This window comes from Pseudomonas gingeri, from assembly GCF_013386115.1.
In the GTDB taxonomy this organism is placed as follows: domain Bacteria; phylum Pseudomonadota; class Gammaproteobacteria; order Pseudomonadales; family Pseudomonadaceae; genus Aquipseudomonas; species Aquipseudomonas gingeri.
The window spans coordinates 478,803-504,133 of record NZ_JACAOR010000011.1 but is presented as its reverse complement, the minus strand read 5'-3'; the positions used below and the strand labels follow the sequence as shown (position 1 = coordinate 504,133).

29 protein-coding genes and 1 pseudogene are annotated in these 25,331 nt (G+C 61.0%); 21 read left to right on the top strand and 9 right to left on the bottom strand.

The genetic code is table 11. The features are described from left to right. Positions 1 to 62 precede the first annotated feature (62 nt). A complete protein-coding gene (gene lhgO, locus HX881_RS23370) occupies positions 63 to 1,256 on the top strand; it encodes an L-2-hydroxyglutarate oxidase (RefSeq protein ID WP_177086832.1) in 1,194 nt (397 codons plus the stop codon). A 6-nt stretch (positions 1,257 to 1,262) separates the two neighbouring features. Here the strand turns inward: lhgO and HX881_RS23365 are convergent, their stop codons facing one another. Genes HX881_RS23365 through HX881_RS23355 form a run of 3 tightly spaced genes read right to left on the bottom strand, consistent with a single transcriptional unit; the run spans position 1,263 to position 4,250 of the window. Further along, positions 1,263 to 1,592 carry an AtuA-related protein gene (locus HX881_RS23365; RefSeq protein WP_177086830.1) on the bottom strand — a complete coding sequence of 110 codons (330 nt, stop codon included), beginning with the start codon at positions 1,590 to 1,592 and terminating at the stop codon, positions 1,263 to 1,265. Next, positions 1,589 to 2,941, bottom strand: coding sequence for an acyclic terpene utilization AtuA family protein (locus tag HX881_RS23360; RefSeq protein WP_177086828.1), 1,353 nt, complete (start codon positions 2,939 to 2,941; stop codon positions 1,589 to 1,591). The genes HX881_RS23365 and HX881_RS23360 overlap by 4 nt, the downstream gene beginning before the upstream one ends. Positions 2,942 to 2,957: 16 nt before the next feature. Continuing rightward, the gene (locus HX881_RS23355; RefSeq protein WP_017127960.1) at positions 2,958 to 4,250 is read right to left on the bottom strand and encodes a CitMHS family transporter; all 1,293 of its coding nucleotides are present in this window, start codon (positions 4,248 to 4,250) and stop codon (positions 2,958 to 2,960) included. Between the two features lie 133 nt (positions 4,251 to 4,383). Here HX881_RS23355 and HX881_RS23350 point away from each other — a divergent pair, with 133 nt between their 5' ends. Continuing rightward, complete coding sequence (locus HX881_RS23350) at positions 4,384 to 5,280, top strand: LysR family transcriptional regulator (RefSeq protein WP_177086826.1); 897 nt, start codon at positions 4,384 to 4,386, stop codon at positions 5,278 to 5,280. On the opposite strand, the gene HX881_RS23345 is transcribed toward HX881_RS23350, so the two are convergent. After that, the gene (locus tag HX881_RS23345) at positions 5,281 to 6,195 is read right to left on the bottom strand and encodes a LysR family transcriptional regulator (protein ID WP_177086824.1); all 915 of its coding nucleotides are present in this window, start codon (positions 6,193 to 6,195) and stop codon (positions 5,281 to 5,283) included. 307 nt (positions 6,196 to 6,502) lie between these two features. Here HX881_RS23345 and HX881_RS23340 point away from each other — a divergent pair, with 307 nt between their 5' ends. The 6 genes from HX881_RS23340 to HX881_RS23315 all read left to right on the top strand — a co-directional run bounded on the left by HX881_RS23340 (position 6,503) and on the right by HX881_RS23315 (position 12,218). Next, the gene (locus HX881_RS23340) at positions 6,503 to 7,390 is read left to right on the top strand and encodes a TauD/TfdA family dioxygenase (protein WP_246356558.1); all 888 of its coding nucleotides are present in this window, start codon (positions 6,503 to 6,505) and stop codon (positions 7,388 to 7,390) included. Between the two features lie 4 nt (positions 7,391 to 7,394). After that, positions 7,395 to 8,159, top strand: coding sequence for a sulfite exporter TauE/SafE family protein (locus tag HX881_RS23335; protein WP_177086822.1), 765 nt, complete (start codon positions 7,395 to 7,397; stop codon positions 8,157 to 8,159). Positions 8,160 to 8,169: 10 nt separating this feature from the next. Beyond that, positions 8,170 to 8,649 (top strand): YbaK/prolyl-tRNA synthetase associated domain-containing protein, encoded by a 480-nt coding sequence (locus HX881_RS23330; RefSeq protein ID WP_177086820.1) that lies wholly within the window; start codon positions 8,170 to 8,172, stop codon positions 8,647 to 8,649. A gap of 145 nt (positions 8,650 to 8,794) precedes the next feature. After that, positions 8,795 to 10,954 (top strand): WG repeat-containing protein, encoded by a 2,160-nt coding sequence (locus HX881_RS23325; RefSeq protein WP_177086818.1) that lies wholly within the window; start codon positions 8,795 to 8,797, stop codon positions 10,952 to 10,954. A 120-nt stretch (positions 10,955 to 11,074) separates the two neighbouring features. Continuing rightward, complete coding sequence (locus HX881_RS23320; protein WP_343054813.1) at positions 11,075 to 11,668, top strand: GNAT family N-acetyltransferase; 594 nt, start codon at positions 11,075 to 11,077, stop codon at positions 11,666 to 11,668. Between the two features lie 214 nt (positions 11,669 to 11,882). Further along, complete coding sequence (locus tag HX881_RS23315; RefSeq protein WP_177086817.1) at positions 11,883 to 12,218, top strand: lysozyme inhibitor LprI family protein; 336 nt, start codon at positions 11,883 to 11,885, stop codon at positions 12,216 to 12,218. 214 nt (positions 12,219 to 12,432) lie between these two features. On the opposite strand, the gene uppP is transcribed toward HX881_RS23315, so the two are convergent. Next, a complete protein-coding gene (gene uppP / locus HX881_RS23310; protein ID WP_017127953.1) occupies positions 12,433 to 13,305 on the bottom strand; it encodes an undecaprenyl-diphosphatase UppP in 873 nt (290 codons plus the stop codon). Between the two features lie 490 nt (positions 13,306 to 13,795). Between uppP and HX881_RS23305 the strand changes: the two genes are divergently transcribed. Beyond that, a complete protein-coding gene (locus HX881_RS23305) occupies positions 13,796 to 14,077 on the top strand; it encodes a BrnT family toxin (RefSeq protein WP_177086815.1) in 282 nt (93 codons plus the stop codon). A 3-nt stretch (positions 14,078 to 14,080) separates the two neighbouring features. Beyond that, entirely contained in the window at positions 14,081 to 14,449 is a 369-nt protein-coding gene (locus HX881_RS23300) for a BrnA antitoxin family protein (protein ID WP_017127951.1), read from the top strand. A 60-nt stretch (positions 14,450 to 14,509) separates the two neighbouring features. Here the strand turns inward: HX881_RS23300 and HX881_RS23295 are convergent, their stop codons facing one another. Further along, entirely contained in the window at positions 14,510 to 14,653 is a 144-nt protein-coding gene (locus HX881_RS23295) for a hypothetical protein (protein ID WP_167331653.1), read from the bottom strand. Positions 14,654 to 14,949: 296 nt separating this feature from the next. On the opposite strand from HX881_RS23295, the gene HX881_RS23290 reads away from it, so the two are divergent. The 4 genes from HX881_RS23290 to HX881_RS23275 all read left to right on the top strand — a co-directional run bounded on the left by HX881_RS23290 (position 14,950) and on the right by HX881_RS23275 (position 16,862). Further along, positions 14,950 to 15,270 carry a YXWGXW repeat-containing protein gene (locus tag HX881_RS23290; protein ID WP_017127950.1) on the top strand — a complete coding sequence of 107 codons (321 nt, stop codon included), beginning with the start codon at positions 14,950 to 14,952 and terminating at the stop codon, positions 15,268 to 15,270. An 82-nt stretch (positions 15,271 to 15,352) separates the two neighbouring features. Beyond that, entirely contained in the window at positions 15,353 to 15,934 is a 582-nt protein-coding gene (locus HX881_RS23285) for an RNA polymerase sigma factor (RefSeq protein WP_177086813.1), read from the top strand. Next, positions 15,931 to 16,368, top strand: coding sequence for a hypothetical protein (locus HX881_RS23280; RefSeq protein WP_177086811.1), 438 nt, complete (start codon positions 15,931 to 15,933; stop codon positions 16,366 to 16,368). The genes HX881_RS23285 and HX881_RS23280 overlap by 4 nt, the downstream gene beginning before the upstream one ends. Next, a complete protein-coding gene (locus HX881_RS23275) occupies positions 16,365 to 16,862 on the top strand; it encodes a periplasmic heavy metal sensor (RefSeq protein WP_017127947.1) in 498 nt (165 codons plus the stop codon). The genes HX881_RS23280 and HX881_RS23275 overlap by 4 nt, the downstream gene beginning before the upstream one ends. A gap of 107 nt (positions 16,863 to 16,969) precedes the next feature. Here HX881_RS23275 and HX881_RS23270 read toward each other — a convergent pair. Both HX881_RS23270 and HX881_RS23265 read right to left on the bottom strand, forming a co-directional pair. After that, a pseudogene (locus HX881_RS23270) lies at positions 16,970 to 18,007 on the bottom strand (chitinase); the annotation flags it as partial. Positions 18,008 to 18,055: 48 nt separating this feature from the next. Beyond that, positions 18,056 to 18,691: a lytic polysaccharide monooxygenase auxiliary activity family 9 protein gene (locus HX881_RS23265; protein ID WP_177063762.1), complete on the bottom strand. Its 636-nt coding sequence runs from the start codon at positions 18,689 to 18,691 to the stop codon at positions 18,056 to 18,058. Between the two features lie 658 nt (positions 18,692 to 19,349). Between HX881_RS23265 and HX881_RS23260 the strand changes: the two genes are divergently transcribed. Next, the gene (locus HX881_RS23260) at positions 19,350 to 19,655 is read left to right on the top strand and encodes a DUF3077 domain-containing protein (protein WP_246356557.1); all 306 of its coding nucleotides are present in this window, start codon (positions 19,350 to 19,352) and stop codon (positions 19,653 to 19,655) included. 45 nt (positions 19,656 to 19,700) lie between these two features. On the opposite strand, the gene HX881_RS23255 is transcribed toward HX881_RS23260, so the two are convergent. Then, entirely contained in the window at positions 19,701 to 19,958 is a 258-nt protein-coding gene (locus HX881_RS23255; protein WP_017127943.1) for a hypothetical protein, read from the bottom strand. Positions 19,959 to 20,131: 173 nt separating this feature from the next. Between HX881_RS23255 and HX881_RS23250 the strand changes: the two genes are divergently transcribed. The 6 genes from HX881_RS23250 to HX881_RS23225 all read left to right on the top strand — a co-directional run bounded on the left by HX881_RS23250 (position 20,132) and on the right by HX881_RS23225 (position 25,323). After that, entirely contained in the window at positions 20,132 to 20,410 is a 279-nt protein-coding gene (locus tag HX881_RS23250) for a CopG family ribbon-helix-helix protein (protein ID WP_017127942.1), read from the top strand. Further along, positions 20,398 to 20,691, top strand: coding sequence for a type II toxin-antitoxin system RelE/ParE family toxin (locus HX881_RS23245; RefSeq protein WP_042936135.1), 294 nt, complete (start codon positions 20,398 to 20,400; stop codon positions 20,689 to 20,691). The genes HX881_RS23250 and HX881_RS23245 overlap by 13 nt, the downstream gene beginning before the upstream one ends. A 210-nt stretch (positions 20,692 to 20,901) precedes the next feature. Then, positions 20,902 to 22,278 (top strand): MFS transporter, encoded by a 1,377-nt coding sequence (locus tag HX881_RS23240; protein ID WP_177086809.1) that lies wholly within the window; start codon positions 20,902 to 20,904, stop codon positions 22,276 to 22,278. A 277-nt stretch (positions 22,279 to 22,555) separates the two neighbouring features. Continuing rightward, positions 22,556 to 23,305: an SDR family NAD(P)-dependent oxidoreductase gene (locus HX881_RS23235; RefSeq protein WP_177086807.1), complete on the top strand. Its 750-nt coding sequence runs from the start codon at positions 22,556 to 22,558 to the stop codon at positions 23,303 to 23,305. A 997-nt stretch (positions 23,306 to 24,302) separates the two neighbouring features. Continuing rightward, positions 24,303 to 24,518: a hypothetical protein gene (locus HX881_RS23230; protein ID WP_177086805.1), complete on the top strand. Its 216-nt coding sequence runs from the start codon at positions 24,303 to 24,305 to the stop codon at positions 24,516 to 24,518. Between the two features lie 7 nt (positions 24,519 to 24,525). Beyond that, complete coding sequence (locus tag HX881_RS23225) at positions 24,526 to 25,323, top strand: hypothetical protein (protein WP_177086803.1); 798 nt, start codon at positions 24,526 to 24,528, stop codon at positions 25,321 to 25,323. Positions 25,324 to 25,331: the final 8 nt, after the last annotated feature.

Genomic DNA, 25,331 nt, shown 5'->3' with positions numbered 1-25,331 from the left:
TTATGGATTGATTAGTCTGACAACCTGATAACAAGACCTGCACTGAAAAGGGTGACTGAACCATGATCTACGACTTTTGCATCATCGGCGGCGGCATCGTCGGCCTGGCCACGGCCATGGAACTGCTCAAGCGCCAGCCCGGCGCCTCGCTGGTGATCCTGGAAAAGGAAGCCACCCTCGCCCGCCACCAGACCGGGCACAACAGCGGGGTCATCCACGCCGGCATCTACTATGCCCCCGGCAGCCTCAAGGCCGATCTGTGCAAACGCGGCTCCCAGGCCACCAAGGAGTTCTGTCGGGAGCACGGCATCCGCTTCGAGGTCTGCGGCAAAGTGCTGGTGGCCTCCACGCCTCTGGAAGTCCAGCGGATGGATGCCCTGTATGAGCGCTCGCAACTCAACGGCCTGAAGGTCGAACGCCTCGACGCCGATGAACTGCGGCGCCGCGAACCGAATATCGTCGGCCTCGGCGGCCTGTTCCTCGATGCCACGGGGATCGTCGACTACCGGCAGGTCTGCGAGGCGATGGCACGGGTGATCCGCGCCGGTGGCGGGGAAATCCGCCTGGAAAAGACCGTCACCGCGATCCGGGAAAACACCGACAGCGTCACCGTCAGTACCGCGGATGACGTCTGGCAGGCCCGCAAGCTGGTGGCCTGTGCCGGCCTGCAGTCCGACCGCCTGGCAACCCTGGCCGGGATCCCCATCGAGCACCAGATCATCCCGTTCCGTGGCGAATACTTCCGCCTGCCGGCGTCGAAGAACGACATCGTCAACCACCTGATCTATCCGATTCCCGACCCCGAACTGCCGTTCCTCGGCGTGCACCTGACCCGCATGATCGACGGCAGCGTGACGGTCGGCCCGAATGCGGTGCTGGGCCTGGGCCGGGAGAACTACCGCAAGTTTTCGGTCAACTGGCGGGATGTCGCGCAGTACGCCAGCTTCCCCGGCTTCTGGAAAACCATTTGGCAGAATCTCGGTTCCGGCAGCGTGGAAATGAAGAACTCACTGTTCAAGCGCGGCTACCTGGAACAGTGCCGCAAATACTGCCCGTCACTCACCGTCGAGGACCTGCAGCCTTACGAGGCCGGTATCCGCGCCCAGGCAGTGATGCGCGATGGCAGCCTGGTGCATGACTTCCTGTTCGCCGAAACGGCGCGCATGGTCCATGTCTGCAACGCGCCGTCACCGGCCGCCACCTCGGCCATGCCCATCGGCGAGATGATCGCCGAACGGATTCTCGCGCCGAGGTAAGCCGGTCTAGTCGTCCAGTTGCACAGGCATGTCGAGCAGCGCCGAGCCCAGGCTCTTGCCGTGGGCATCCAGGGCCAGGGAGCGGGTCACGCCGCCACGCAGGATACCCGGCAGGACGAAGTTCAGCGCCTGCACGCCCGGCAGCTCATGACGGCGCACCGGCCCGGCGGTCGGCTCGCGCAATTCGGCGAACCAGGCCGCGACCCGCTCCGCCGTCAGCCATTGGCGCAAACGCGGATAGTCTTCGGCGCGATAGGCGATCACCGAGATGTTCGAGGTATCGCCCTTGTCGCCCGTGCGTGAATGGGCCAGGACCCGCAGTACCACCGTAGTCATTGCAGATCCTCCAGATGAACCCGGGCACCAAGACGCTCCCGCGGCAACAGCAACGACGCCACCGCCACCACCTGGCGGACACTCTTGCTGGCCCCGCCGCCGCCCGAGGGTCCGTTGGTGTACAGGGTCTCCACTTCATTACCGATACGCACGGCATCGGTCCGCCGCGCACAACGGGCGGCCACCCGCAAACGGACTTCCCAGGGCTCGCTGTCGACCCGACTGCCGAGGCGTTCGCCATGCAGCGAATCGACGCCCATCAGTTCGGCCCGTACCTCGTCCATCTCGACGCCGATGATCTGCAAGCGCTCCAGCACCACCTCCCGCGCCAGTCGCGCCCGGGCCAGCGCTCCGGGACCGCCGTAGGACATCTGCCCTTCGCCGATCCAGCCATCCAGGTAACCGACCGAAACCTTCAGCGAGTCCGGTCGTGGCAGCCCCGTGGCGCCCTGCACCGCCACCCGGTCCGGGCCCTGGTCGAGAAAACTCACCTGGGAGAAATCGGCGCTGACATCCGGGGTCAGGTATGCCGCCGGATCATGCACTTCGTAGATCAGTTGCTCGGCGCACGTCGCCCGATCCACCCGGCCACCGCTGCCGGCGACCTTGGTGATGATCGCCAGGCCCTGTTCATCGACCTCGGCCAGGGGGAAACCCAGGCGTGCCAGGCCAGGCACATCCTTCACCCCGGGATCGGCAAAATAGCCGCCGGTGATCTGCCCGGCACATTCGAGCAGATGACCGACCAGGGTGCCCCGCCCCAGGCGTTGCCAGTCATCCGCCGCCCAACCGAACGCGAACAACTGCGGGGCAAGAAACAGCGACGGGTCGGCGACCCGCCCGGTAATCACCACATCGGCATCCGCCGCCAGGGCCTGGACGATACCCTCGGCGCCCATATAGGCGTTGGCGGAAATCAGTCGCTCGCCCAACTGCTCGACCCGCAGGCCGTTGTCCAGCAGCCGGCCGGGCTCGGCCTGCAGGATCGCCAGCACGTCGTCGCCGGTGACGGCGGCTACCTTGAGCTTCGTCAGGCCCAGTTCAAGGGCGATCCGCCGTACTTCCCGAGCCGCCGCCAACGGGTTGGCGGCACCCATGTTGGTGATGATCCGCAGCCGCCGCGCATTGCCGGCGACAAAGGGCAGCACCCGCTGCATGCGCTCGCGCAGCAGGGGATCGTAGCCCGCCTCGGGATCGCTCAGCCGCGCCTGTTGCGCCAGGGCAATGGTCCGCTCGGCCAGGCATTCGAATACCAGGTAATCCAGCTCGCCCTGGGCCGCCAGTTCCACGGCCGGTTCGATACGGTCGCCGGAGTAACCGGCACCGGAACCGATACGCAAGGTTTTCATCGCAAAGTCCTTCATGTCAGAAGACGCCCAGAAGCAACGCCGTCAGGGTCATCAGCACCGAGGCGGCGAACAGGAACGGAATGGTGAAACGCTGGTGATCGGCCAGTTCGATCTTGCACAGCCCCACCAGCAGGAAGGTCGCCGGGGTCAGCGGGCTGACCGGGAAGCCGGTGGTGTGCACACCGAGCAGCGACGCCTGGGCCACCTGCAACGGCTCCACGCCGAGGGCCTTGCCGACTTCGGCGATCACCGGCATGACGCCGAAGTAGAAAGAGTCCGGATCGAACAGCAGGCTCAGCGGCATCGACAGGAAGCCCACCACGGCCGGAATCAGCTTGCCGTGCCCGGCGGGAATCTGCGCCACCGCCACTTCGGCCATGGCCTTGAGCATGCCGGTGCCCTGCATGATCCCAGTGAACACCCCGGCCGCCAGGAGAATGCTGGCCATGGTCAGCGCGGTCTTGGCATGGGCATCGATACGGGCGCGCTGGGCGTCGACGTTCGGATAGTTGAGGCACAGCGCGACCACCGTGCCGAGCATGAACATCACCACCGGGTCGACCCAGCCGGCGATCATCACCACCATCACCAGCACGGTCAGCAACAGGTTGGCCCAGAACAACCGCGGCCGACGCAGGCGCTCTTCCTCCGCACCGATTACCCGGGTGGGCACGCTGTCCACCGCGGCGCCCGCGCCGAGCCCGAGGCGACGCTCTTCACGACGCCCCAGCCACCAGGCGCTGGCGAAGACAAACAGCAGGCCGACGATCTGCACCGGGATCAGTGGCTGGAACAGGTCCGCCACCGGTACGTGCAGGGCCGCCGATGAGCGCAGCACCGGGCCGGTCCAGGGCAGGAAGTTGACCCCGGCGGCCATGGCCGCGACACAGGCGAGGATCCGTCGGTCGATACCCAGCCGCGTGTACAACGGCAGCATCGCCGGGACCGTCACCAGGAAGGTCACCGCGCCCGAACCGTCGAGGTGTACCAGCAAAGCCAGGAGCGCGGTGCCCATGACGATACGGGTCGGCCGCGTGCCGACGGTGCGCAGGATACGGTCGATGATCGGGTCGAGCATGCCGGCATCGGTCATCACCCCGAAGAACAGGATGGCAAAGACGAACATCCCCACCACCGGGGCGACGTTCTTGATACCGGTGACGATAAAGGCACTGGTCTGCAGGCCGAAGCCACCGAGCAACGCGGCAATGATCGGCAGGGCAATCAGGGCAACCAGGGGCGAGAGGCGCTTGCTCATGACAGCAGCAAGCAGACAGAGAATGGTGATGACACCCAGCGTGGCAAGCATGGGAAGACTCCAGTGAGCCGCCCCGACAGGCGAGTGGCCCGGGGGTGGACGGTTATTGTTTTCCCTGGAGTATTGGAACGCGGTTAAGCTTTGTAAATTGGAATGTTCACCGCCTTATGTTCGGAAAAACAGAATGAAGAACTCCATCCAGCATATCCGCGCTTTTCTTACCGTGGCCCGTACCGGCAGCTTCACCCGGGCGGCGGACGAATTGCACCTGTCGCCCTCGGCATTGACCGTGCAGGTCCAGCAACTGGAAGACTGGCTCGGCGTCGCCCTGCTCGAACGCAGCCCGCGCCAGGTCAGCCTGACCAGCGCCGGACAGCAGGCCCGGGGGCCGATGGAGAAGCTGCTGCTGGACCTGGACAATATCGTCAGCGGCTCCCGCGACCTGGCCAGCCTGCAACGCGGGGTGGTGACCATCGCCGCCCTGCCGTCGATCTGCTCCGGCGCCCTGCCGCCGGTACTGCGCACGTTTCGCGAGGCCTTTCCCGGCGTCGAAGTGCGCCTGCGCGATGTGGTCGCCCAACGCATCGATGCGCTGGTGCGGGAGAACGAGGTGGATTTCGGCCTGGGCGTGCGGGCCCGGCTCAATCATGGCCTGGACTTCGAAGTGGTGATGGTCGACCGGCTCTGCCTGTTCGTGCCGCAGCAACATGCGCTGGCGCGGAAAAAACGCGTGCGCCTGTCGAACCTGAGCGGCCAGCCGATGATCCTCACCGGGCGCGACAGCAGCGTGCGCGAACGGGTCGAGCAGTTGTTCGACGAGCAAGGCCTGGCCCTGGTGCCGGGACTGGAGGCCAACTACATGTCCACGGTACTGGCTCTGGTGCGCCAGGGCCTGGGCATGACGCTCCTGCCGGAATCGGCGGATGACGGGCTCCATGGGCTCAGGCGACTGCCGGTGGAACATCCCGGCGTCAGTCGCGAGATCGGCCTGATCACTCGCAGTGGCCAGACCCTGGGACCGGCGGCGGCGCGCTTCGTCGAGCTGGTGCGCGGTCGTTTCGGCGAAACACCACCGGCCTGATCAGGCCCGGCCGACGTTGTCGCCAAAGGCGCGGATCAGGTCCAGCAGCATCTTCACCCGCAGCGGCAGGTTGCCGGCCGGGTACACCGCATGCATCTGCGGATTCTCGCCATGGCTGGACGTCAGCCGGTACTCGGGACAAACCCGCACCAGCCGCCCGAGTTCCACCTCGGGCTCGGCCAGCCAATCCGCCAGCCGGGCAATGCCCACCCCCGCCAACGCAGCCTGAAACACCGCCGCGCCGGAGCTGAAGCGAAATTTCGGATGCACCCGCAAGCTCATTGCCTGCTGCTCGCTGCGAAAATTCCATTCTTTAAGAATCCTTGGGGCGGTGTGCAGGATCAACGAATGGGTTTCCAATGCCTCTATCGAATCTGGCGTGCCACGGCGCTCCAGATAAGCGGGACTGGCATACAGATGACGGGCATAGCTCCAGAGCGGAAAACCGATCAGGTCGCTGGACTGCGGAAAGGCGCCGCGGATAGAAAAGTCCAGCTTGCTCTTGGCCGGGTCGATGGTTTCGTCGGTGAAGATCACGTCGATACTCACCTCGGGATAGCGCTCGCAGTACTGCGCGATCAGCCGCGGCATCACTCCGTGACCGAGAAACTCCGGGGCTGAAAGGCGGATCCAGCCGGTGGCCAGGCCGCTGATGCCGGCCAGGTCTTCATCGGCTTCACGTTGCAGATCCAGCATTTTGTGGGCATGGGGCAACAGGCGCTCACCGGCCTCGGTCAGGCTCACCGCATTGGCCGAGCGATTGAACAGCTTGACCCCGGCACTTTCCTCAAGGGCCTGAATGGCACGGGTCAGCGAGCTCGGCGAGCGTCCCAGGGTACGCGCCGCGGCAATAAAACTGCGCTTGCGCGCCACGGTCGCGAACGCTTCGAGCTCACCCAACATATCCAGCGCCATTCCTGACCTCGTTGCACTTTTCACAATGTGGCATTGCAACACAAAAACGCCCCTTCCGTTAGCCTGCGCGCTTAACCCACAGGGACGTAGGCATACAGGAGCAAAGGACGTGTCAAAGCTGGATGAAACAGTCAGGAAATCGGCCTCCCGGATCAGTGAAGAAAGCCAGCAATGGCTGGCCCCTAAACCGCCGGCATCCGCTTTGTCGGCCCTGCCCGAAATTCACATTTCGTTCGCCGAGCATCAGCAGTTGAATGAAGCCCTCGCGCACCGCGCAATCACTGACAGTGCTTCGGGTATAGCACAGATGCCGGCGCTCGCCCGGATGCTGGAGACGGTGCTGGGCGCGAAGAAACGCCAGGTGCTGCGCGACTTCCCCCGCTCCCGCGACGTGGCCCTGATTGTCCGCGGCCTGCCGGTCGACCCGGGGTTGCCGGCCACGCCCTACGACGCCGAACCCGGTATCGAACAGGTGCCGGTCCTGGCCGGCGCGATCCTGTCGGTCCTGGCGATGCTGGAAACCCGGCCGGTGGGGTATGAAGGAGAAAGCGACACCACGGTCTTCCGGCATGTCTCGCCCAAGCAGGAACACGAAACCACCACCAGCTCGTTCGGCTCCCGCCTGGGCCTGGGCATGCATGTCGACAACCCGCACCTGCCGCTGACCTGCGAAGCGGTCACCGGTTTGTCGGCCTGCCCCGAATACCTGAGCCTGACCGGCCTGCGTTGCGAGCTGGACGTGCCTACGCGCATCGTCGCCATCCAGGACGTGCTGGACAGCCTGCCCGACTTTGTCGAGCAGGAACTGCAACAGCCGAACTTTGCCATTCGCCGGCCGGACTCGTTCGGCAAGCAGGGCAATGTCCTGGAAAGCGTCCCGCTGCTCTACAGAACCCCATCCGGCGGCCTGCACTGCCGCTACAACAAAGCCAGCGTCACCGCGACCACGGCCAATGCGGACGTTGCCCTGCAATTGTTCGAGGCGGCCGCCAACCACCCCGATGTCACCCGCCACATCCTGCTCCAGCCCGGCGACATGCTGATCTTCAAGAACCAGCAGACCCTGCACGCCCGGGACGGTTTCGCCCCGCGCTATGACGGCCGCGACCGCTGGATGATCCGGGTATTCGGGGTCGACGACGCAGCCCGCGTGGTGCCGCTGGACCCGACTCAACCCTTTATTGTCAGAGCCTGATTTCATGGTCGATATCACCCTCCTTTGCGTCTTCGCCTTCTGTGCCGGTCTTATCGACGCGGCGGTCGGCGGCGGCGGACTGATCCAGATCCCCGCGTTGTTCAATGTGCTGCCCACGGCCCCGCCGGCCGCGCTGCTGGGGACCAACAAGGTCGCCGCGGCGTGTGGCACGACCTTCGCGGCGCGGTCGTTCGTACGCAAGGTGGTGATCGACTGGGGGCTGGTGATCCCGGCGGCCTGCGCGGCCTTTGTCATGGCCTTCTGCGGCGCGGCGACGGTCTCGGCCGTGCCGCAATCGGTGATCCGCCCGGCGGTGCTGGTGCTGATCGTGCTGATGGCGCTCTACACCTTCTGGAAAAAGGACTTTGGTGCCCTGCACAAGCCCATGCGCATCGGCACTCGGGAAAAGCTCCTGGCGGTCCTGATCGGTGGCGCCATCGGTTTCTACGACGGGCTGTTCGGCCCCGGCACCGGCAGCTTCCTGATCTTCCTGTTCATCCGCTGTTTCGCCTTCGACTTCCTCCATGCCTCGGCCTCGGCGAAACTGGTGAACATCGCGACCAACGTCGCCGCGCTGGTGTTCTTCATCCCCACCGGCAACGTGCTGTACCTGGTGGCGATTCCCATGGCGCTGTTCAATATCCTCGGCGCCCTGACCGGCACCTGGCTGGCGGTGCACAAGGGCGTGCCCTTTGTCCGCGCGCTGTTCCTGGTGCTGCTGGTCATCCTGATCAGCAAGCTCTCCTATGACCTGATCACGCAAATCTGAGGAACGCTCCATGTATCCGATCTTCGATCAACTGGTCAGCCTGCTGGACGCCCATGCCGCCAGCTACCGTGTCTTGCTGCACGACGCCGAGGGCCAGTCGGCGCGGGTCGCGCAGATCCGTGGCACCGAACCGGGCCAGGGCGCCAAGGCCATGCTCTGCGCCCTCAAGGGCCAGGCCGAGCGTTATGCCCTGGCCATCCTGCCGGGTGACCAGAAGCTCGACATGAAAAAACTCGGCGCCGCCCTGGGCGGGAAAAAGGCCGAACTGGTGAAGGCCGAAACCGCCATGGCGCTGACCGGTTGCCGGATCGGCGCGATTCCGCCGTTCGTCTTCGATGAGCGGATCCAACTGATCGTCGACCCTGCCCTGCCCCGTCGTTATGAGGAAATCGCCTTCAATGCCGGGCGCCTGGACGCCTCCATGGTCCTCGCCACCCGCGACTACCTGGCGATTGCCAAGCCGCAATTGCTGGATATCAGCCAGGAATAACCCCCTTCGATTGCGAAACAGTCCACGAATACACACTGATAGCCAATAAACAGCATCGCCGAAGGGAATGTTTTCCCATTCGGCGCCTCCAAGGAACCATCGTTGTTCGCGGTATTGCGAGCCGGTTTCAGGGAGTGAGCGTCTCATGCACAAGAAAAATATCCGGATCGCGGCGTTATCGGCACTGGTGGTTGCCCTGCTGGCGGCAGGCGGCAGCTACTACCTGGTGCAATCCCATGATCGACCGACGATCATCAGCGGCGAGGAATACGGCGCCGAGGACATGAACGAAGGCGATATCGACGATCTTGCCTCGCTGTCGCTGCCGGAAGCCAGGAAGCGCCTCAACTACCTGATCACGGTGATGCGCAGCACCCTCAATGCCCAGGCGATGATCGAGGGCCTGGACCTGCAGATCAGCCCGGCGACAGGCGATACACCCCCCACCGAATTGCAGTACGACCCGCCGTTCCAGCCCTTTGCCACCCCGGAGGTCGAACAGGCCCTGGCGAACCTCAAGGACACCCCGCGGGTCATCCAGAAAATCGGCACCGCCGGCAGCCTGGTCCGTCTCGACACCAGCCCTCTCGATGACTTCTGGCAACGCGCCGCACCGCCCGAGCAACGCCTGGAAGAGCAGTACCAGATCGACCGGGTCTATTTCAGGGACGGTTCGGAACAGGCCTTTGCCGATATCGTCAACCCGAGCGAAACCGCCGCCCTGAAGGAAAGCGGACGGCCTTCCGATGCGGCGCTCACGGTGAACAAGCCGCTGGACAAGCTGAAGGTCACGGTGACCTATCCGAGTTATCCGTCCGTGCGCAAGATCGTGCTGGACAAGGATCACCCGAAGGCCGGCTTCGGCAACGGCGAGCAGTATCAACTGTCGGCCATTTCCGACAAGAGCGTCTCCCTGCTGCTGTCGCCCCCCAAGGACACATCCCTGGTGGTGCAGGCGTATGGCGCCAATCCGGACAAGCCCCTGCACAACACCGGCAGCAGTTCGCACACGCTGCCTTCGGAAGAAGCCAAGGCCAACCTGAAGAAGTACTACGAGGAACTGGTGACGGTGCGCAAGCACTTCGACCAGTACCCCGACAGCAAGAACCTCCAGCAACATCTTGAACAGTTCGTCCAGGCACTGCCGGACAGCAAAGACAGCCACAGCAATGTCCAGGCCGAGTACCACTTCGAAGACACGCCGCAGCGCGTCACCCTCTATGTCCTGGCCCCGGCGGTGCAGCGCACGGCCTCCCTGGAATTGCTCAACAGCACGCCGGTGCAAAGCCACTACATCGCCTATGACGACAAGACCCGGCGTGCCGGCTTTGTCGATGCCAGTGGCAAGTGGCTGATCAAGCCGCGCTTCCTGCGTATCGAGGCCCTGTCCGAGCCGGGCATCTACAGCATGGTGGTCAGCGAAAAGCCCGTCGACGACGACACGGTGGAACTGCTGAGCAAATACTTCTATCTGCTGCCCGGCACCGATACCCTCAAACAACTGCCCTTCGAGGTCATCGAACAATCGCTGAAGGACGACCTGCTGCTGGTGGAGCGTGAATCCAACGGCCCCTATGGCGTCTATGACCTGAAAAAACAGCAGTTCACGATCCCCATGAAGTTCGTCAGTCCGCAGGTAAGCGGCGATATCTTTATCGCCCGCCTCGGCGACAAGACCTATGAATTCCAACCCAGATACGGTGCCTACACCCTGGCCGGCAAGGAAATCCTGCCGCCGCGCTACTCCAACGCGACGCAACACGGCGACTTCATCTATACCAGCAGCGCCGACCGGCACCTGGACGAGGTGTTCGACCTGACCGGGAAAAAGATCAACCCGGAAGGTTTCAATGTGATCGGCACCTTCGAAGGGGAACAGCCGCTGCTGGTGCAGAACCTCAAGAGCAAGCAGTTCGCCTTTATCAACAGCCGTGGCGAACGCCTGCCCTTCAACCTGCCCTACGACGATGTCCAGCCGTTCTCCAACGGCATGGCCATCGTGGTCAAGGACAGCAAGCGCGGGGCCATCGACCTGCAAGGCAAGCTGCAGATTCCCCTGGCCTACAAATCCATCTACACCTTCCAGAAGAACCTGGCGGCAGCCGAGCCGGAACAGGGATTTGACGGCCTGGTGCTGATCGACCGGCAGAATCGCGTGGTCAAGGAACTGGGTTATTTCTCCCAGGGCAAGGTCTCGGCCAACAGCAACGATGCCCAGTACACGGTCTACGATCCGAAAAACGACGCGCAACGCCTGGTATTCGATGCCGACGGCAACCAACTGGAAAGCTACACCGTCGAGTAAGGTCGCCAGTCCGCAGGTGCCACCGACATTGGCACCTGCGCTTTCAACACAAATGGTCCTTGCCAAGGCCCCTCGTGCTCACTGTAATGCGAGGGAGAACCATCCCCGCGAGCCCGTGCCGTGAAAAACCTCCTGCTTACCCGCTCCCTCGAGGGGCAGCGCCTGCTGCTGCGCCCGCTCCAGTTCGATGATGCCGATGCCCTGGTCGAGGCGGCCCGGGACGGCGAACTGTGGAACCTGCCCTTCACCGTCGTGCCCTCGACAGCCACCGTCGAACAGTACATCCGCGCCGCCCTCGCCGGGCGCGAAGCCGGCAACGGGATGCCGTTTGCCATCGTGCTCAGGGAGTCAGGCGAAATCATCGGCTCCACGCGCTTCTGGAAGATCGACCGCACCTATCGCAAGCTGGAGATCGGTAGCACCTGGATCTCGGCCCGCTGGCAGAAAAGCTTCGTCAACACCGAGGTCAAGTACCTGATGCTGCGCCATGCCTTCGAGGACCTGGAGTGCGTACGCGTGCAGTTCACCACCGATGAGATCAACGCCCGCTCGCGCGCGGCGATCCTGCGCCTGGGCGCCAGGCAGGAAGGGATCGTGCGCAACGAACGGATCATGCCCGACGGGCGCAAGCGCAATTCGGTGCGCTTCAGTATCATCGACGATGAATGGCCTGAGGTGCGCCAGCACCTGCAAGCGCGATTGCTGCGCAACTGAAACCGCCCCTTGTTGATCGTTCCCACGCTCCGCGTGGGAATGCCTCTATGGACGCTCCGCGTCCGCTGTGCGAGTGACGCGGAGCGTCACGGGCGGCGTGCCCACGCAGAGCGTGGGAACGATCGGTGCGCCAAGCGCAAGGCGGCCGTAAAACCAATGGCGCCCAGGCTGGTCTGAGTGGAATCAAGGTAAAAACCGAGCGCTGAAGACGAGCATGAAAAAATCTTTATGGGTACTGGCTGCGCTAACCCTGTTCCTGGGCACTGCCCAGGCGGCCAGCTTCGACTGTGGCAAAGCCAAGCAGCCCGCCGAAATCGCCATTTGCACCGACCGGCAACTCAACGACCTCGACGTCGAAATGGCCACCACCTACCGCTTGCTGCGCGGTCTGTTCGCCATGGGAAACCGGGGCGCCATGCAGGATGAGCAGGTCGCCTGGCTCAAGGAGCGCAACGCCTGTGGCAGCGACAACGACTGTCTCCTGGATCAGTACGAGAAGCGCCTGACGCAGTTGAAACAGCGCTACGATCGCATCGAAAAACCGCTCTGAGCCCTTGCCGTGCGTGGCTTCCAGCGCCGTTCAGATAAAACTTCTTTCACTGTGCCAAGGGCGCCGGCTGTTTATATTTGTCCCTGCTCCTTTGGTGAACCTCCCATTTAAGCCCGCCCGCATGCGGGCTTTTTTTTGCCCGCCGGACAGGGCCTGCAAATGGGGGAAACCGGCCAGGCGGCGCAGCGCGAAAGTTGCGCCTCCCGGCACTCGATCAGGACAGGAAACCGGTGTGGACCGAAACGATCAGGAAGATCCCCAGGACAGCCCGATAGGCCACGAACGGCCAGGTCGAGAAGCGCTCGAGGAAACGCATCAGGCCCCAGATCGCGCCGAACGCCGAGACGCTGGCCACCACCAGGCCGAATAGCAGATGGGTCCAGGCTTCCACCGGGATCTGCGCGTGGTGCAGCACCCACAGCTCCTTCAATCCAGCCAGGGCAATCGCCGGCAGGCCGAGCAGGAACGAGAAGCGCGCGGCCTCTTCACGCTTGAAGTTGAGGAACAGGGCCGCGGTCAGGGTCGAGCCGGAACGCGACACACCCGGGATCAACGCGCCGATCTGGGCAATGCCGACAATCAGTGCATCGCGCAGGCGCATTTCGCCGACCACCCGCTGATGCCGGCAACTGAACTCCGACACCGCCATCAATACCGCCATCACCAGGCAGGAAATCCCGATGACCGTCAGGCCGCGCAAGGGTGAATCGCAGGCATTGAGGGTGGACGACAAGGCCAGGCCGGCAATCCCGATGGGAATGGTCGCCAGGATGATCGCCACCGCCAGCTTGAACCACTGGCTGTCGAAATCGCGCTGGCGTACCGCACCGATACTGCCACCGACCACGTCACGCACATCGCGCCAGAAATAACTGACCACGGCCGCCAGGGCCGCCAGTTGCATGGCTGCCGAAAACGCCGAGCCCGGATCCTGCCAGCCGAGCACGGCCGGAACGATGCGCATATGGGCGGTGGAGGAAATCGGCAGCAATTCGGTGATGCCCTGAATGACACCCAGAATGCCGATTTGTAAATAATTCAGAGAAGCGAAGCCAATATCGAGGCCGCTGGAGCAGACGTTAGACAAGATGAGTTCCTGAAAAAAGGCGAGTGGTTCACGGTCTTCGCACAGACACGCAGCAGTCCCCTGGAGCGTAGACAGCGCGGCGAATGATGGGCCTGTTTTTTACGAATTTCCAGTTAAAACAAACCCAAAAAGGCAAGCTGTAAACTGATTCCATTTGTGTCAGCCCTGTTCTGACCGCGCCTCCATCAAGACCATCCAAAGGCTCTGGCCAGAGTTTCGACGTGGCGTACAAGCTCCGACGCACACCGTGTCCGGCATGGCCAGACCGGCCTGAAACAACCTGCATCAATGATGCGGTTTTTTATGGCCCGACGATCAGGATCCCTCCTCCCAAACCTGTTTCAGTCACTTGGCGGCCGCACATCATCGGGATTCCGTCCTTATCCCGATAAATCGCCCCGCCCCCTCTCTTTCATCGGCTTGCCATTCCCGGAATTCAGCCGCCGAAAGGTACATCGAAGACCTTCCATATACATATAAAGTATGCATAATGAAAACATTCCGAATCCAGTACGACGAGACCAAAAACGCCACAAACAAGCAAAAGCACGCCGGGGTGAGCCTTGCCGATGCAGAACCCCTGTTCTACGACGAGGCGGCACTCACCTTTCAGGACCGCGATCATGGCGAAGAGCGTTGGATCATCATGGGAATGGACGCCACCGGTCGCTTGCTGGTGGCGGCCTACACCTACCGTGATCCGGATTTTGTTCGAATCATCAGCGCACGAGCCGCCTCGAGAAATGAACGTCGCCAATATCTGGAGAGTTGACCGATGAAAGAAGAGTATGACTTCAGCAAAGCCAGGCGTGGGGCCGTTGCCAGCAGCACGGGCAAGACACGGATCACCATCATGCTGGACGACGAGGTGATCGACGCGGCGCGCGCACTCGCCGAAAGCGCGGGAACGGGCTACCAGACCATTATCAACAACCTGCTGCGCCAGGCCCTGATTTCCCAAGCCACCCACAATCTTGCGCCCGCCCCGCGAAAACGGGCCGAGGCAGTCTTGACGCTCAACGAAGGCATCGGCCGTTACGAGGTCCAGGCGCTTGAACAGCAGTTGATTGCCGTGGCCGGGGAACTGAATCGCGTCCTGGGCAAGCCGAAAAAACCCAGGACAAGATCCGGGACGGCGTCATGAGGGGCAAGGCTCGTCCCGCCCCTTTTCCCGTCAGGCACGGAAAGACGCCGGGATCGCCGATCAGGAAACCGCTACCCCCGTCGAGGTGGAGACAGCCCCGTAGTAGCGCCAGCAGCAATGATCGCGGTGCCCCGGCAGGATCACACAGCCGCTGAGGCTCAGGAGCAGGACGGCGGCAACGAGCAACGAGAGACGACGAGACATGGTGGTTTTCCTCATGATTCAGCAGGTAGGGCACGGTGGATATGGCGGGTAACAGACAGGGCCAAGGCACCTGTCGATTGCCAGCGGTTACCGGTTGAACGTCACCACCCGCCGGAATCCGTCGCTACCTTTCAACAATTTCATGAAGTGCCCGCAAACCCTGGGCAATACTTCCCTCGAACAACGCCTCAAACCCGCCGTGAAAAAAACTGTTTTTTTCGCGACGGATTTTCCGGGCGTCCCGCGTTCAACCCATCAGCAGCGTTCACTTTCGTCCGCCGCATGAAGGAGTTGTCATGAGACCTGCACGACCTCTGGCCAAATTACGCTATGCCCTGCTTATCCCGTTGGCATTCGCGGCCCTGACCAGCACGCCGACCTTTGCCCAGACCGAAGTCATCATCCGCGAAGCCCCGCCGCCCGTACGCGTCGAAGCCGTTCCCGTCGAACGTCCCGGTTACGCCTGGGACCGCGGGCACTGGCGCTGGGAAGGTCGCGGTTATGTCTGGGAACCGGGCCACTGGCAGCCGGTGATGCGCAATGCGCGCTGGGAACCCGGCCACTGGGAAGCCCACGGACCGCGCTGGTTCTGGGTCGAAGGCCACTGGATCCGCTAAGCCCACATCGCCTGGCTGCGCACTCCGCTGCCAGGCGGCGCCCTGCACCTGACACTCAGATACCGGACCGGGATTTGCCATATTGAAAGAAACTGATCCGGACGTTGAGTTGCTGGCCCGCATCGGCAACAACGAACCGGCGGCCGTCAACGAGATGGTGTCGCGCAAGCTGCCCCGTCTGCTGGCGCTCGCCGGTCGGATCCTCGGTGATGCCGACGAGGCCAAAGATGTCGCGCAGGAAAGCTTCCTGCGCATCTGGAGACAGGCGGCGAACTGGCGCAGCGGCGAGGCACGTTTCGACACCTGGCTGCACCGGGTCGCCCTCAATCTCTGTCATGATCGCCTGCGCCGGCGCAAGGAGCGCCCGCTGGCCGATGACGAGGACATGATCGAGGTGGTCGACAGCGCGCCGCCGCCCGATGAACAACTGGAAGCCACCGCCCGCAGCGAGCAGATGGCCGCGGCGCTGGCGGCATTGCCCGACCGGCAGCGCGAGGCCATCGTGCTGCAGTATTACCAGGAGCTGTCGAACATCGAAGCCGCGGCCCTGATGAATATCAGCGTCGAGGCACTGGAAAGCCTGCTGTCGCGGGCCAGGCGCAACCTGCGCAGCTACCTTGCCGAGACATCCGGCGAAGCCAGCCTAGGGAGGGAAAAACGATGACGCCCGAACGATTTGGTCAATTGGCCGAGGCCTATGGTGCCGACCTGCGACGCTGGCCGGCCGGCGAACAGGCCGCCGCCCAGGCGCTGCTCGATCGCGGCGACAGCACCGCCCTCGACGCCGTGCAACAGGCCCGCTGGCTCGACAGCCTGCTCGACAGCCACACACTGCCGGCCGTGGATCCGGCGCTGATCCGACAGGTCCGCCTGTCGGCCAATCCCGCGCGACCGCCATCGTTCTGGAGCCGCTATGCCGGCTGGCTTTCCCCCGCGGGTTTTGTCGGGGTCGGCGTGGCCGGTGTCGCGGCCGGTATCCTGGTGGCGTCCCTGAGCCTGCCGCTGCCGATGCTGTCAGCCGAAGTGCTGCCCAGCGTCTTCGACCATGGCGATGCCGATGTCGTCTTTACCGTCAACGCCGAGGAAAGCGAGCAATGACCCCGCCACCCAAGCACCTGAAGCCCAAGTACCTGAAACCGCTGCTGGTCGTGTCGTTGCTGTTCAATGTGTTCCTCATCGGCGGTGTCGGCGGCGGCCTGTATCACTGGCTGGTCAACGCCAAGCCCGCCGAGACCGTGGTCAATCCCCACGGCTTGCGCCAGGCGATGCAGCAACTGCCCGAGGCACGCCGCAAAGAATTGCGGCAGTTGCTGCGACGCAACCAGGCGGACAGTCAGCCGCTGATCATCGCCGGGCGTGAAGCGCGCATGGATGTGATCAGGCAACTGGAGGCGCCGACACTGGATCGCAGCGCACTGATGGCCGACCTTGGCCGCGCCCGTGAGGCAGACGATGCCCTGAGGGTACTGGTGGACAACACCGTGGCGGACTTTGCCGGCACCCTGCCCCTGGATGAACGCCAGAAACTGGGGAAATCGTTGTACCCGCGCGGACAGGTCAAGACCAAGGCCAAGATTGCAAGGAAGGACTGAAGCGGGCCGTAGGCGATATTGATCCCCCCCGACAAGCGCCGGGCACGGCGCTGACCAGACAGACAAAACCCAGCGAAAATGCCGGGTTTTGTCTTGCTGGCGTCTCACGCCTGGCGCTTGTCCGCCGTCGTCGCTCGTGCACCGTGGATCAGTGGCGCATAACGATTACGGAACTCCCAGTTGTAAGGCACCTGACTCTTACTCAGGCCCTGGTCCCAGTTGATCGACCAGGTCATCAGCCCCTTGATCGAATGCCCTGCCGCATCAAGTCGCTTGAAGGCATTGCTCACCGCCTTCGGGTCGATCACATAGCCCGTCGCCGCCGCATCGACGTTGGCCGGCAGGCCGATGACGAACTTGTCCGCGGCGATCCGGGTGAAACCGCGAGTCCCCGTCACCAGGCTGTCGGTCAGGTAGTAGAGGAAGTCCTCCTTCATCGCGTCGTTGTTCTGCGCGATCCAGGCGCCCTGCCCGCCATTGGCTTCAGGCACCCAGACGCCGTCGCCGCCCTGGTTGTAGTACTGCGGCGCGATAAAGTCGTAATAGCCTTCGAGGGCCTTGATGTAGTCGACGTACTTGCCGTTGCTGCTCAGATAGGGAAACTCCGGCGCCATGCTGATGATGAAATGCTTGCCCTCGCCCTTGTAGTGATCCTTGACCAGCTTCAGGGCAGCGGGCAGCACGACCTTGTTGTCGGCGTAGTCGATGGCGCTCTGTTCCAGGTCGATATCCAGCCCGTCGAAACCATAGGTCTCCACCAGGCGGATGATTTCATTGGCCAGCGGCTGCTCGCTGCCCTTGCGCAATTCGATATGCGCATCGGCGCCGCCAAGGGAAATCAGCACCGCCCGGCCCTGGCTGTTCAGCACACCGACCTGGCGGCGAAACTCCTCGTCGGAGAGATTGTAGGGTTTGAAGGTCGGGATACCGTTGCCCTTCATGAAAGCCACGGCCACAACGTTGTATTCCTTGGGGATATCCACCAGGGGAATATTGGCGAACTTGCCGCCCTGATAGCCATCGCCCGGGCCTGCGGCCCAGTTGTGCCAGAAACCCATGAGGATTTTCTTGCCATCCAGGCTCGGCATCAGCGATGCCGAATCATTGGCCTGGGATTTTTGCAGTGAAAAATTGATAGTGGTCACATTCTGATCCTTCAGAAATTGCACAGGGTTGTCCGCCGGTTCACGGCGTTATTTGAAGTCCACATCGAAGGCCTGGTAGAAGGCATTGCCGGTATTGGCGACGATCCACAGCAGGACGATGACGTGATGGCCTTTCTTGCCGGAGGGCAGCTTCACCGAATGATCGACCCGGGCCTTGAGCTCGTCGGTATGCTGGTAGTACGGCACCTGCGGGTAGAAGTCCTCGAAGAACGGCTTGGCCTCCAGCTGCGCACGACTGATGCGCTGTTTCGGGTCCCAGCCATCCCGGGTGATCAACCAGCGATAGCCACGGGTGACATGGGGCGCGGTGTATTCCCATTTCACCTGGAAGACCTGGCCCGGATCGACATTCAGCAGCGGCCAGGTGAAGGGGCGATTGAGCTTCTGGCTCATTTCTTCGTTGGTGAAGTTGAGGCAATCGCGGTCATCGGTCTTGCCACCACTGAGGATATGGCCGTCAGCCGGAGGCACGACGCTGGGATCATCCGTCTCGAAGGGCGCGGGGAAAGGCCCGGCGGTCAGCGCCGGAAAGTTCTTGCCGCCTTCCATTTCATTGACCTGCCAGTTACCGAGCAGACCGACTTCGACGGCTACCGAACCGCGACTGGCGGGGGAAATGACACGACCGTGCCGGAGCACTGGATTGGGTAAAGGTTTGTTCATTTTCTCACTCCATTGATTGAACAGGCTCCCTCATGGGGAGCGCTGTCAACCTAACGCAGATGTGAGCTTTGTTCATGGGCGGTGAAACAGGGACTTTCCAGATCGGCTTCATATTTCATTGAGTAATCTTGAGTTTTCCACAGCCAGTTATCCGCTACTCCTACGCACTATGTAGGCAATGGACTACGCACAAAGATTACAAAGCAGATGAATACACAGGACATTATTTAAAACAGAAAAAGTTCATTTCAACTTTGTAAATTTTTATTTTCAGACGCCGAGGATCCCGAACGCGTCGGGTGGCTCACGCTCGGCACAACGAGTAGGAGATAGCCCACTCGAAACGTCGATAAGACCTACGGTTTTGCAGGATTCGCAGCCTTGCCGCAGCCTGTCTATCCCGATAGTTTTTCAGGGTCGCCGCCAAATCGGCGACCGGTTTTGACAGACCGAAATGAACCACTGCGCATAAGCGCCCAAACTCCATTTGCTGGCGTTTTTTTTACGCCTGTGATTACGTGTTGCGGCGGCTGTGCGCAGGGCATCTTCGGATGCGCCGGTTTCTTTGGTTCCCGGTCTGTCAACCTGCGTACAGCTGCCACCTAAACTTGTTTGACAGCAGGCGGTGGCGGTCCAACGAACCATTGGAGTTGCCCCCATGAACATGCACAAGAAAATTGTTCCTGATCCACCCTGCACTTCGCCTGCACTCATTATTGAAACGTCCGAAGTACTTCTTTCTCAGAAAAAGTCGCTCTTCTCCGTACGCGAAGACATCAATCTCCAGGACGCACTGACCAGCGTTTCACAACTTCTGAAAACGGCCGAATACGTTGCCGACGACATCAGCACAGGCGCCAATGGCATCGCCAGCGATCAGATCTGGACCGTGACGCACTCGGTGGAAATGGCCAGGGCGATGGTGGATGCCCTGCTGGAACGACCCCGGCGGCTGACGATTTAAGACCCATCGCCGGAATCAACAGGCCACGTCCCCGTGGCCTGCCTCCTAGAGGCTACCGTCGACAAAACGCCCCCGCACGGCCACCTCATCCTCCGCCCGCTCCATCTCGCTGCGCACCACATTGCACAGATCCTCGCAGCAGCGGTAATACGCCCGCTCGGCGATCCTGACCGCCCTGAACCCCTCCTCCAGCGCCTCCTTCGGCGTCTTGCTCAAGGACGCCACCGTCAGCCGCCAGGCCGCGCGAGCGCTGTCCCGGGCCGCCAGGTAGGGCTTCAAGAGATCCGAGTCAATCATCGTCATGAGGGGCTCCTGTCGGGCTTTGCAAATTTTGGTCTGTCTGAAAGTAATGTAGTGCGGATCGGAGCTGATTGCCCCGCAAAGATTCAGGTCGAAATCGAGGTCATGGACAGGGTGGCGTGCGGTAACTAAACTGCAGTAGCGTCAGGTATTACCTTTTGCTACAGGAGACCGACATGGCAACCCCAACCTCCATCAAGCTTGATGATGAGCTGAAAGGACGCGTGCAGCATCTGGCCGATGCTCGCCGCCGTACTTCGCACTGGATCATGCGTGAGGCTATCGCACAGTACGTCGAGCGCGAAGAAAAACGTGAAACGTTCCGACAGGAGACGCTGCAAGCCTGGGAAGAATTTCAAGCCACCGGACTGCACGCGACGGCCGAAGATGTCGAGAAATGGCTGTCGAGTTGGGGAACTGAGAACGAGCTACCTGCACCTCCATGCCACGAATGATCTTCGCCCCCGCCGCCATCCGGGATATTCAACGGCTACGGGAGTTTCTTCGCCCAAAGAATGCCGATGCGGCGAAACGCGCGGGTGAAGCGATCATCCAGGGTGTGCGGCTACTGGCAGCGCAGCCGCAGATCGGCAGACTGGTGGATGACCTGCCCGATGAGTACCGGGAATGGTTGATTGATTTTGGAGACAGCGGCTATGTAGCGCGCTATCGAATTGATCTCGATACCGTCACGATCCTGACTGTTCGACACCAGAAAGAAGCGGGGTCTGCATGATCCGGCGGCAACCCCCGACCCCTACCCGCCCTGGCGGCCTGGATAGAGATCGGCACCACGCCCCCCTCCCAAGTCTTTCAAGCACAATCCATTCGACTTTCAACTGCATGAAATCAGTTTTATGCGTTGGCATTCTAGATACCAAGCATCGACTATCGTACTGACGAAGCCCGACCGGACTCCCCCCGCCAAGATTGAGGAGTTTGCTGCATGAGTGTGCCTTGCCAAAGCGTCGTGGCCCCCACGAGCCGCGCCCCCACTGCCCTGGTGCTCTTGGCGGTGGCACTGGGTTTTGTCATGGCGATGCTCGATGTGACCGTGGTGAATGTGGCGCTCTCGGATCTGCAACGGGAATTCGACGTGACCCTATCATCGCTGGTCTGGGTCATCGACGCCTACACCCTGATGTTCGCCTCGTTCCTGTTGCTCGGCGGAGCCCTGGCGAATGTGCTGGGGGCCAAGCGCGCCTATATGCTCGGTCTCGCCTGGTTCATCCTGGCGTCCTTGCTATGTGGCCTGGCAACGTCGGCACCGATGCTGATCGGCGCCCGCTTCCTGCAGGGTATCGGCGCCGCACTGTTCATGCCCAGCTCCCTGAGCCTACTGACCGAAGCCTTTCCCGACCGCAGCACGCGCATACGGATGGTCGGCATCTGGGGCGCCATCGTCGGGGCCGCCGCCGGCTCCGGCCCCTTTATCGGCGGATTGCTGGTCAATGACCTCGGCTGGAGAAGCATCTTCTACCTCAACCTGCCGATCGGCCTGCTGGGTATCCTGCTGACGCTGTGGACGATACATCCTTCCCCACGCAGGCCCATCGTCTTCAACCTTCCCACGCACCTGCTGATCATGCTGACCCTGGCCGGACTCAGCTTCGTCCTGATCGAAGGGCCGTCGCTGGGCTGGACAGCCCCGGCCAACCGGATCGCGATGACCGTGGCCGCCTTCGGTGCGCTCGCAGTAATCCTGCGGGAAAAGCGCTCGTCCTCGCCGGTGATCCCTGCGCCGCTGCGCCACAACGCCAATTTCTGGGCCCTCAACGGCCTGGGCTTTCTGATCAACTTCGCCCTGTTTGGCGAGATCTTCCTGGTCGCCCTGCTGCTCCAGCAGTTTCACCACACCACGGCGCTGCAGACCGGTGCCTGGATGCTGCCGGTCATGGCCACGGTGCCGATCAGCAACTATGCGTCCGGCCGCTTCGCCCAGCGCTTCGGCGAACGCCGGGTGATGCTCACCGGGCTGAGCATTGCCGTACTTGGCAGCCTTGTCACCGCCTGCGTGGGCGGTGGCGTGGCCTACCTCTGGATCGTGCCGGCCATTGCCTTGTGCAATGCCGGCATGGGACTGGCGCTGCCCGCGGCCATCAGCAGCGTCATGCATGTGGCCGGCGCCACCTACTCCAACGTCGCGGCCGCCTCGCTCAATGCCAATCGCCAGATCGGTGCACTCGCAGGCGTAGCGGTGATGGGGATTGTGCTGTACGCAATCAGCGACTGGGCGCTGTCGGTGAGGATTGCCTTTGCGATCAATGCGCTGGTTCTGCTGGTTGGGGCGTGGCTGGTGAAAGGGTTGAGGTCGCAGGGTTAGGTTTCAAAGGACAAGTCACTATCGCTGCCCAGGTACGAGCCTCCCTGGACTGGATACGGGCGACCGGATCGAATTGATGTGGGGACTTCAATCCTGCGACCAATCCGGTGCGCGACTCACAAAAAGTACCCTGTCACCTCATTCAACTCAGGCATAGGTGTTATTCACACAACCGGCGTTCTCGGTATTTACCTCGAAGGAGAAACTGATGCCCACCACGAGGCTGGCGACTCAACGCAGCGCCAGTCGTGTTCGCATCCTCCCGAGAGAAATAGACATGAGCAGATTACAAGGCAAGATCGCAGTCATCACCGGCGGCAGCAGCGGCATTGGCCTGGCCACCGCGCAGCGATTCGTGAGCGAAGGTGCTTACGTGTTCATCACTGGCCGACGCCAGGCAGAGCTGGACAAGGCAGTCGCGCTTATCGGCCGGAATGTCACCGCCGTTCAGGGTGACGTCTCCAACCAGCAAGACCTGGACCGGCTTTACGCAGTCGTACAGCGCGAGAAAGGCAGCATCGACGTGCTCTTCGCCAACTCGGGCATCGTCGACAACAAGTCCATCGACGAGATCAGCGCCGAGCACTATGACAAGACCTTCGACATCAACGTCAAGGGCCTGTTGTTCAGCGTACAAAAAGCCCTGCCGCTGATGCGCAACGGCGGCTCGATCATCCTGACCGCCTCTATCGCGTCGACCAAAGGCATTCCCGGCTACAGCACCTACAGCGCGACCAAGGCGGCCATCCGCTCGTTCTCCAGGACCTGGACCCTCGAACTCAAGGATCGCGGTATCCGCGTCAACACCCTCAGCCCCGGCCCGGTCGATACCCCGATCATGGACAGCCAGGCGACGACAAAAGAGGAAGTCGATCAAGTGAAGACCTCCTTTGCCCAAGCGGTGCCATTGGGCCGCCTGGGTCGCCCGGATGAAATTGCCTCGGCGGCGTTGTTCCTTGCGTCCGATGAAAGCAGTTTTGTTGCGGGTATCGATCTTTGCGTGGATGGGGGTATGGCTCAGGTGTAGGTCAGCGGTTTCAGCTGGTGTGATCTTTCCCGCCCCTTCGGCCTAAGCCAGGGGGCACATCTTTCATCACCCTGATCAGTGACTTCTTACAGCCCGCCAATGAGTGAGCACGATTTGATCCTGGCTCTCAACGGCGTGAACGGATTTAAGCAGTCCTGAGAGCCTGGCCTCGTAGTTATCCGACGCAGCCGTCATCATCTGAACCACCCCATATTCTGATGAACTCCACCGCATTCAGCCTCACGCCACTCAAGCCCGCGCCCCGCGCCGGCTGCGCCCACAACGACAGACCTTTCATGCCTTTGAACGACGTTACCCCTTGCCGCTCCGAGCCCTTTCGCTGCTTCAGCGTTGCACCGATGATGGATTGGACTAACTTCTCTTATACCTCCCGTAACTAAAGGCGCAAACGCCTCCCCGCCAACCCGCGTACCAGTTGCGTACCAGCTACGTTTTACTCCCTCATCACCCTATCGCTTCTGCCGACTGCTTTAGCAAATTTTAAGCATCGATTCTCGGCTCCAATCCCGGCAATGTCTATCGTCGGATCAGGCGAGTTTTCTGAGAGTTAAACCGCGTGCATGGACGGCCAGCCAACCTACTCGCTTTATACCTCACCCCGTTTTCAGGTTGCCCCCTGGAAAAAAGGTAACTTTGGTAATTTTCTTTTTAGCATAAAAAAACACAATAAAATCAGAATTTTAGAGAAACTCTAAAAAGATAATAACAGGGTAAGAAAAAAGTTAGAAAATTACCTTTAGTAGTAGTAATCTCAACAGCTTACGAAACCCTTAAAAATCAGGTAGTTGGCGAAATATTACCTCCTGGCTTACCAAATATTATTTCCCAAGGTAATACATAAAAGCCAAGCGCTATAAGGGCTGCAGCCTTTTTTCCGCATCGGCTTACCAAAATTACCTTTTTCCCAGCCTCGAACTGAAATTAGCCTCCTCGCGCGCCCTGCTATGCTTCCTGCTTTCCGAATGGAGTCGAATTTATGGCCAGCGAATATTCCTTTACCGTCGTCGTCGAAAAGATGTACGAAAATCAGCTGGGCCTCAAAGCTGCGCTGATGGAATTGGTGCTATTAGTCGAGCGCCAGGGATACGAGACCGTGCGGGAGAATGCCTGTGTGGCACTTGAGCGAATCGGCGAGAATGCGGGTTTTATCAATCAGGGCTTGGCACGATTAAAAAATCTGGAAAAGGATTAGCTTGTCAATGACAGAGACTAGACATTACGCACAAGCGTTAGATAATATGGAACACATAGTTAATATACTTTCAATGCGCGTTCCTGCACCCAAGCGTGTTCAATTTGGAGTTTCATTCATTTATCGGTATGTAGAGAAAACGATACATCAGGCGTTGGTGCAGAAGCTCGCACGGATGGTTAGCAGTATTCATGCTGCAAGGCTGCTCCTGGAGGCGGGTTTTGTACAAGAACAGGCATCTCTACAACGTATTCTCGATGAAATTACCGAAGATATTTCGTTCTTGGCTTTCTCGGTAATAATCGGCGAGTCAACTCCAGCACATGAGAAATACTTGGAGTACTTTTTCCAAGAAGAATTTAATCCCTCTGAGCAGTCCGTTTCGTCGACGGACAGGGGGATGGTTTCGAGGAAAAAAATTCGCGCGTACTTGGATCGATGTGTGAATGGCGCAAAAGGTTCCAGCAAGCACCTGGACATTTCTCGAACTGTCAGCAAGGCGTATTCTGGCTACGTCCACGCGGCATCACCTCAAATCATGGATATGTATGGGGGAGTTACGCGTGGATTTTTTATGCGAGGCATGCACGGGACTATAAGACAAGCTGAGCATCGCGCTGATTTTTGGAATTATATGTACCGAGCCATCATGGCTTGTTGCTTAACAGCAAAGGCGTTCGGTGATGACGAGTTGTTCGTTTCAATCCGCAAATTTGAGGATAGCTTTCGAGAGGCAACAAGCACCGACTACCAGTCCAATGATTGGTCATCAATTGATGACGTCGACAACGGGCAAACAGAATAGCATTTAAA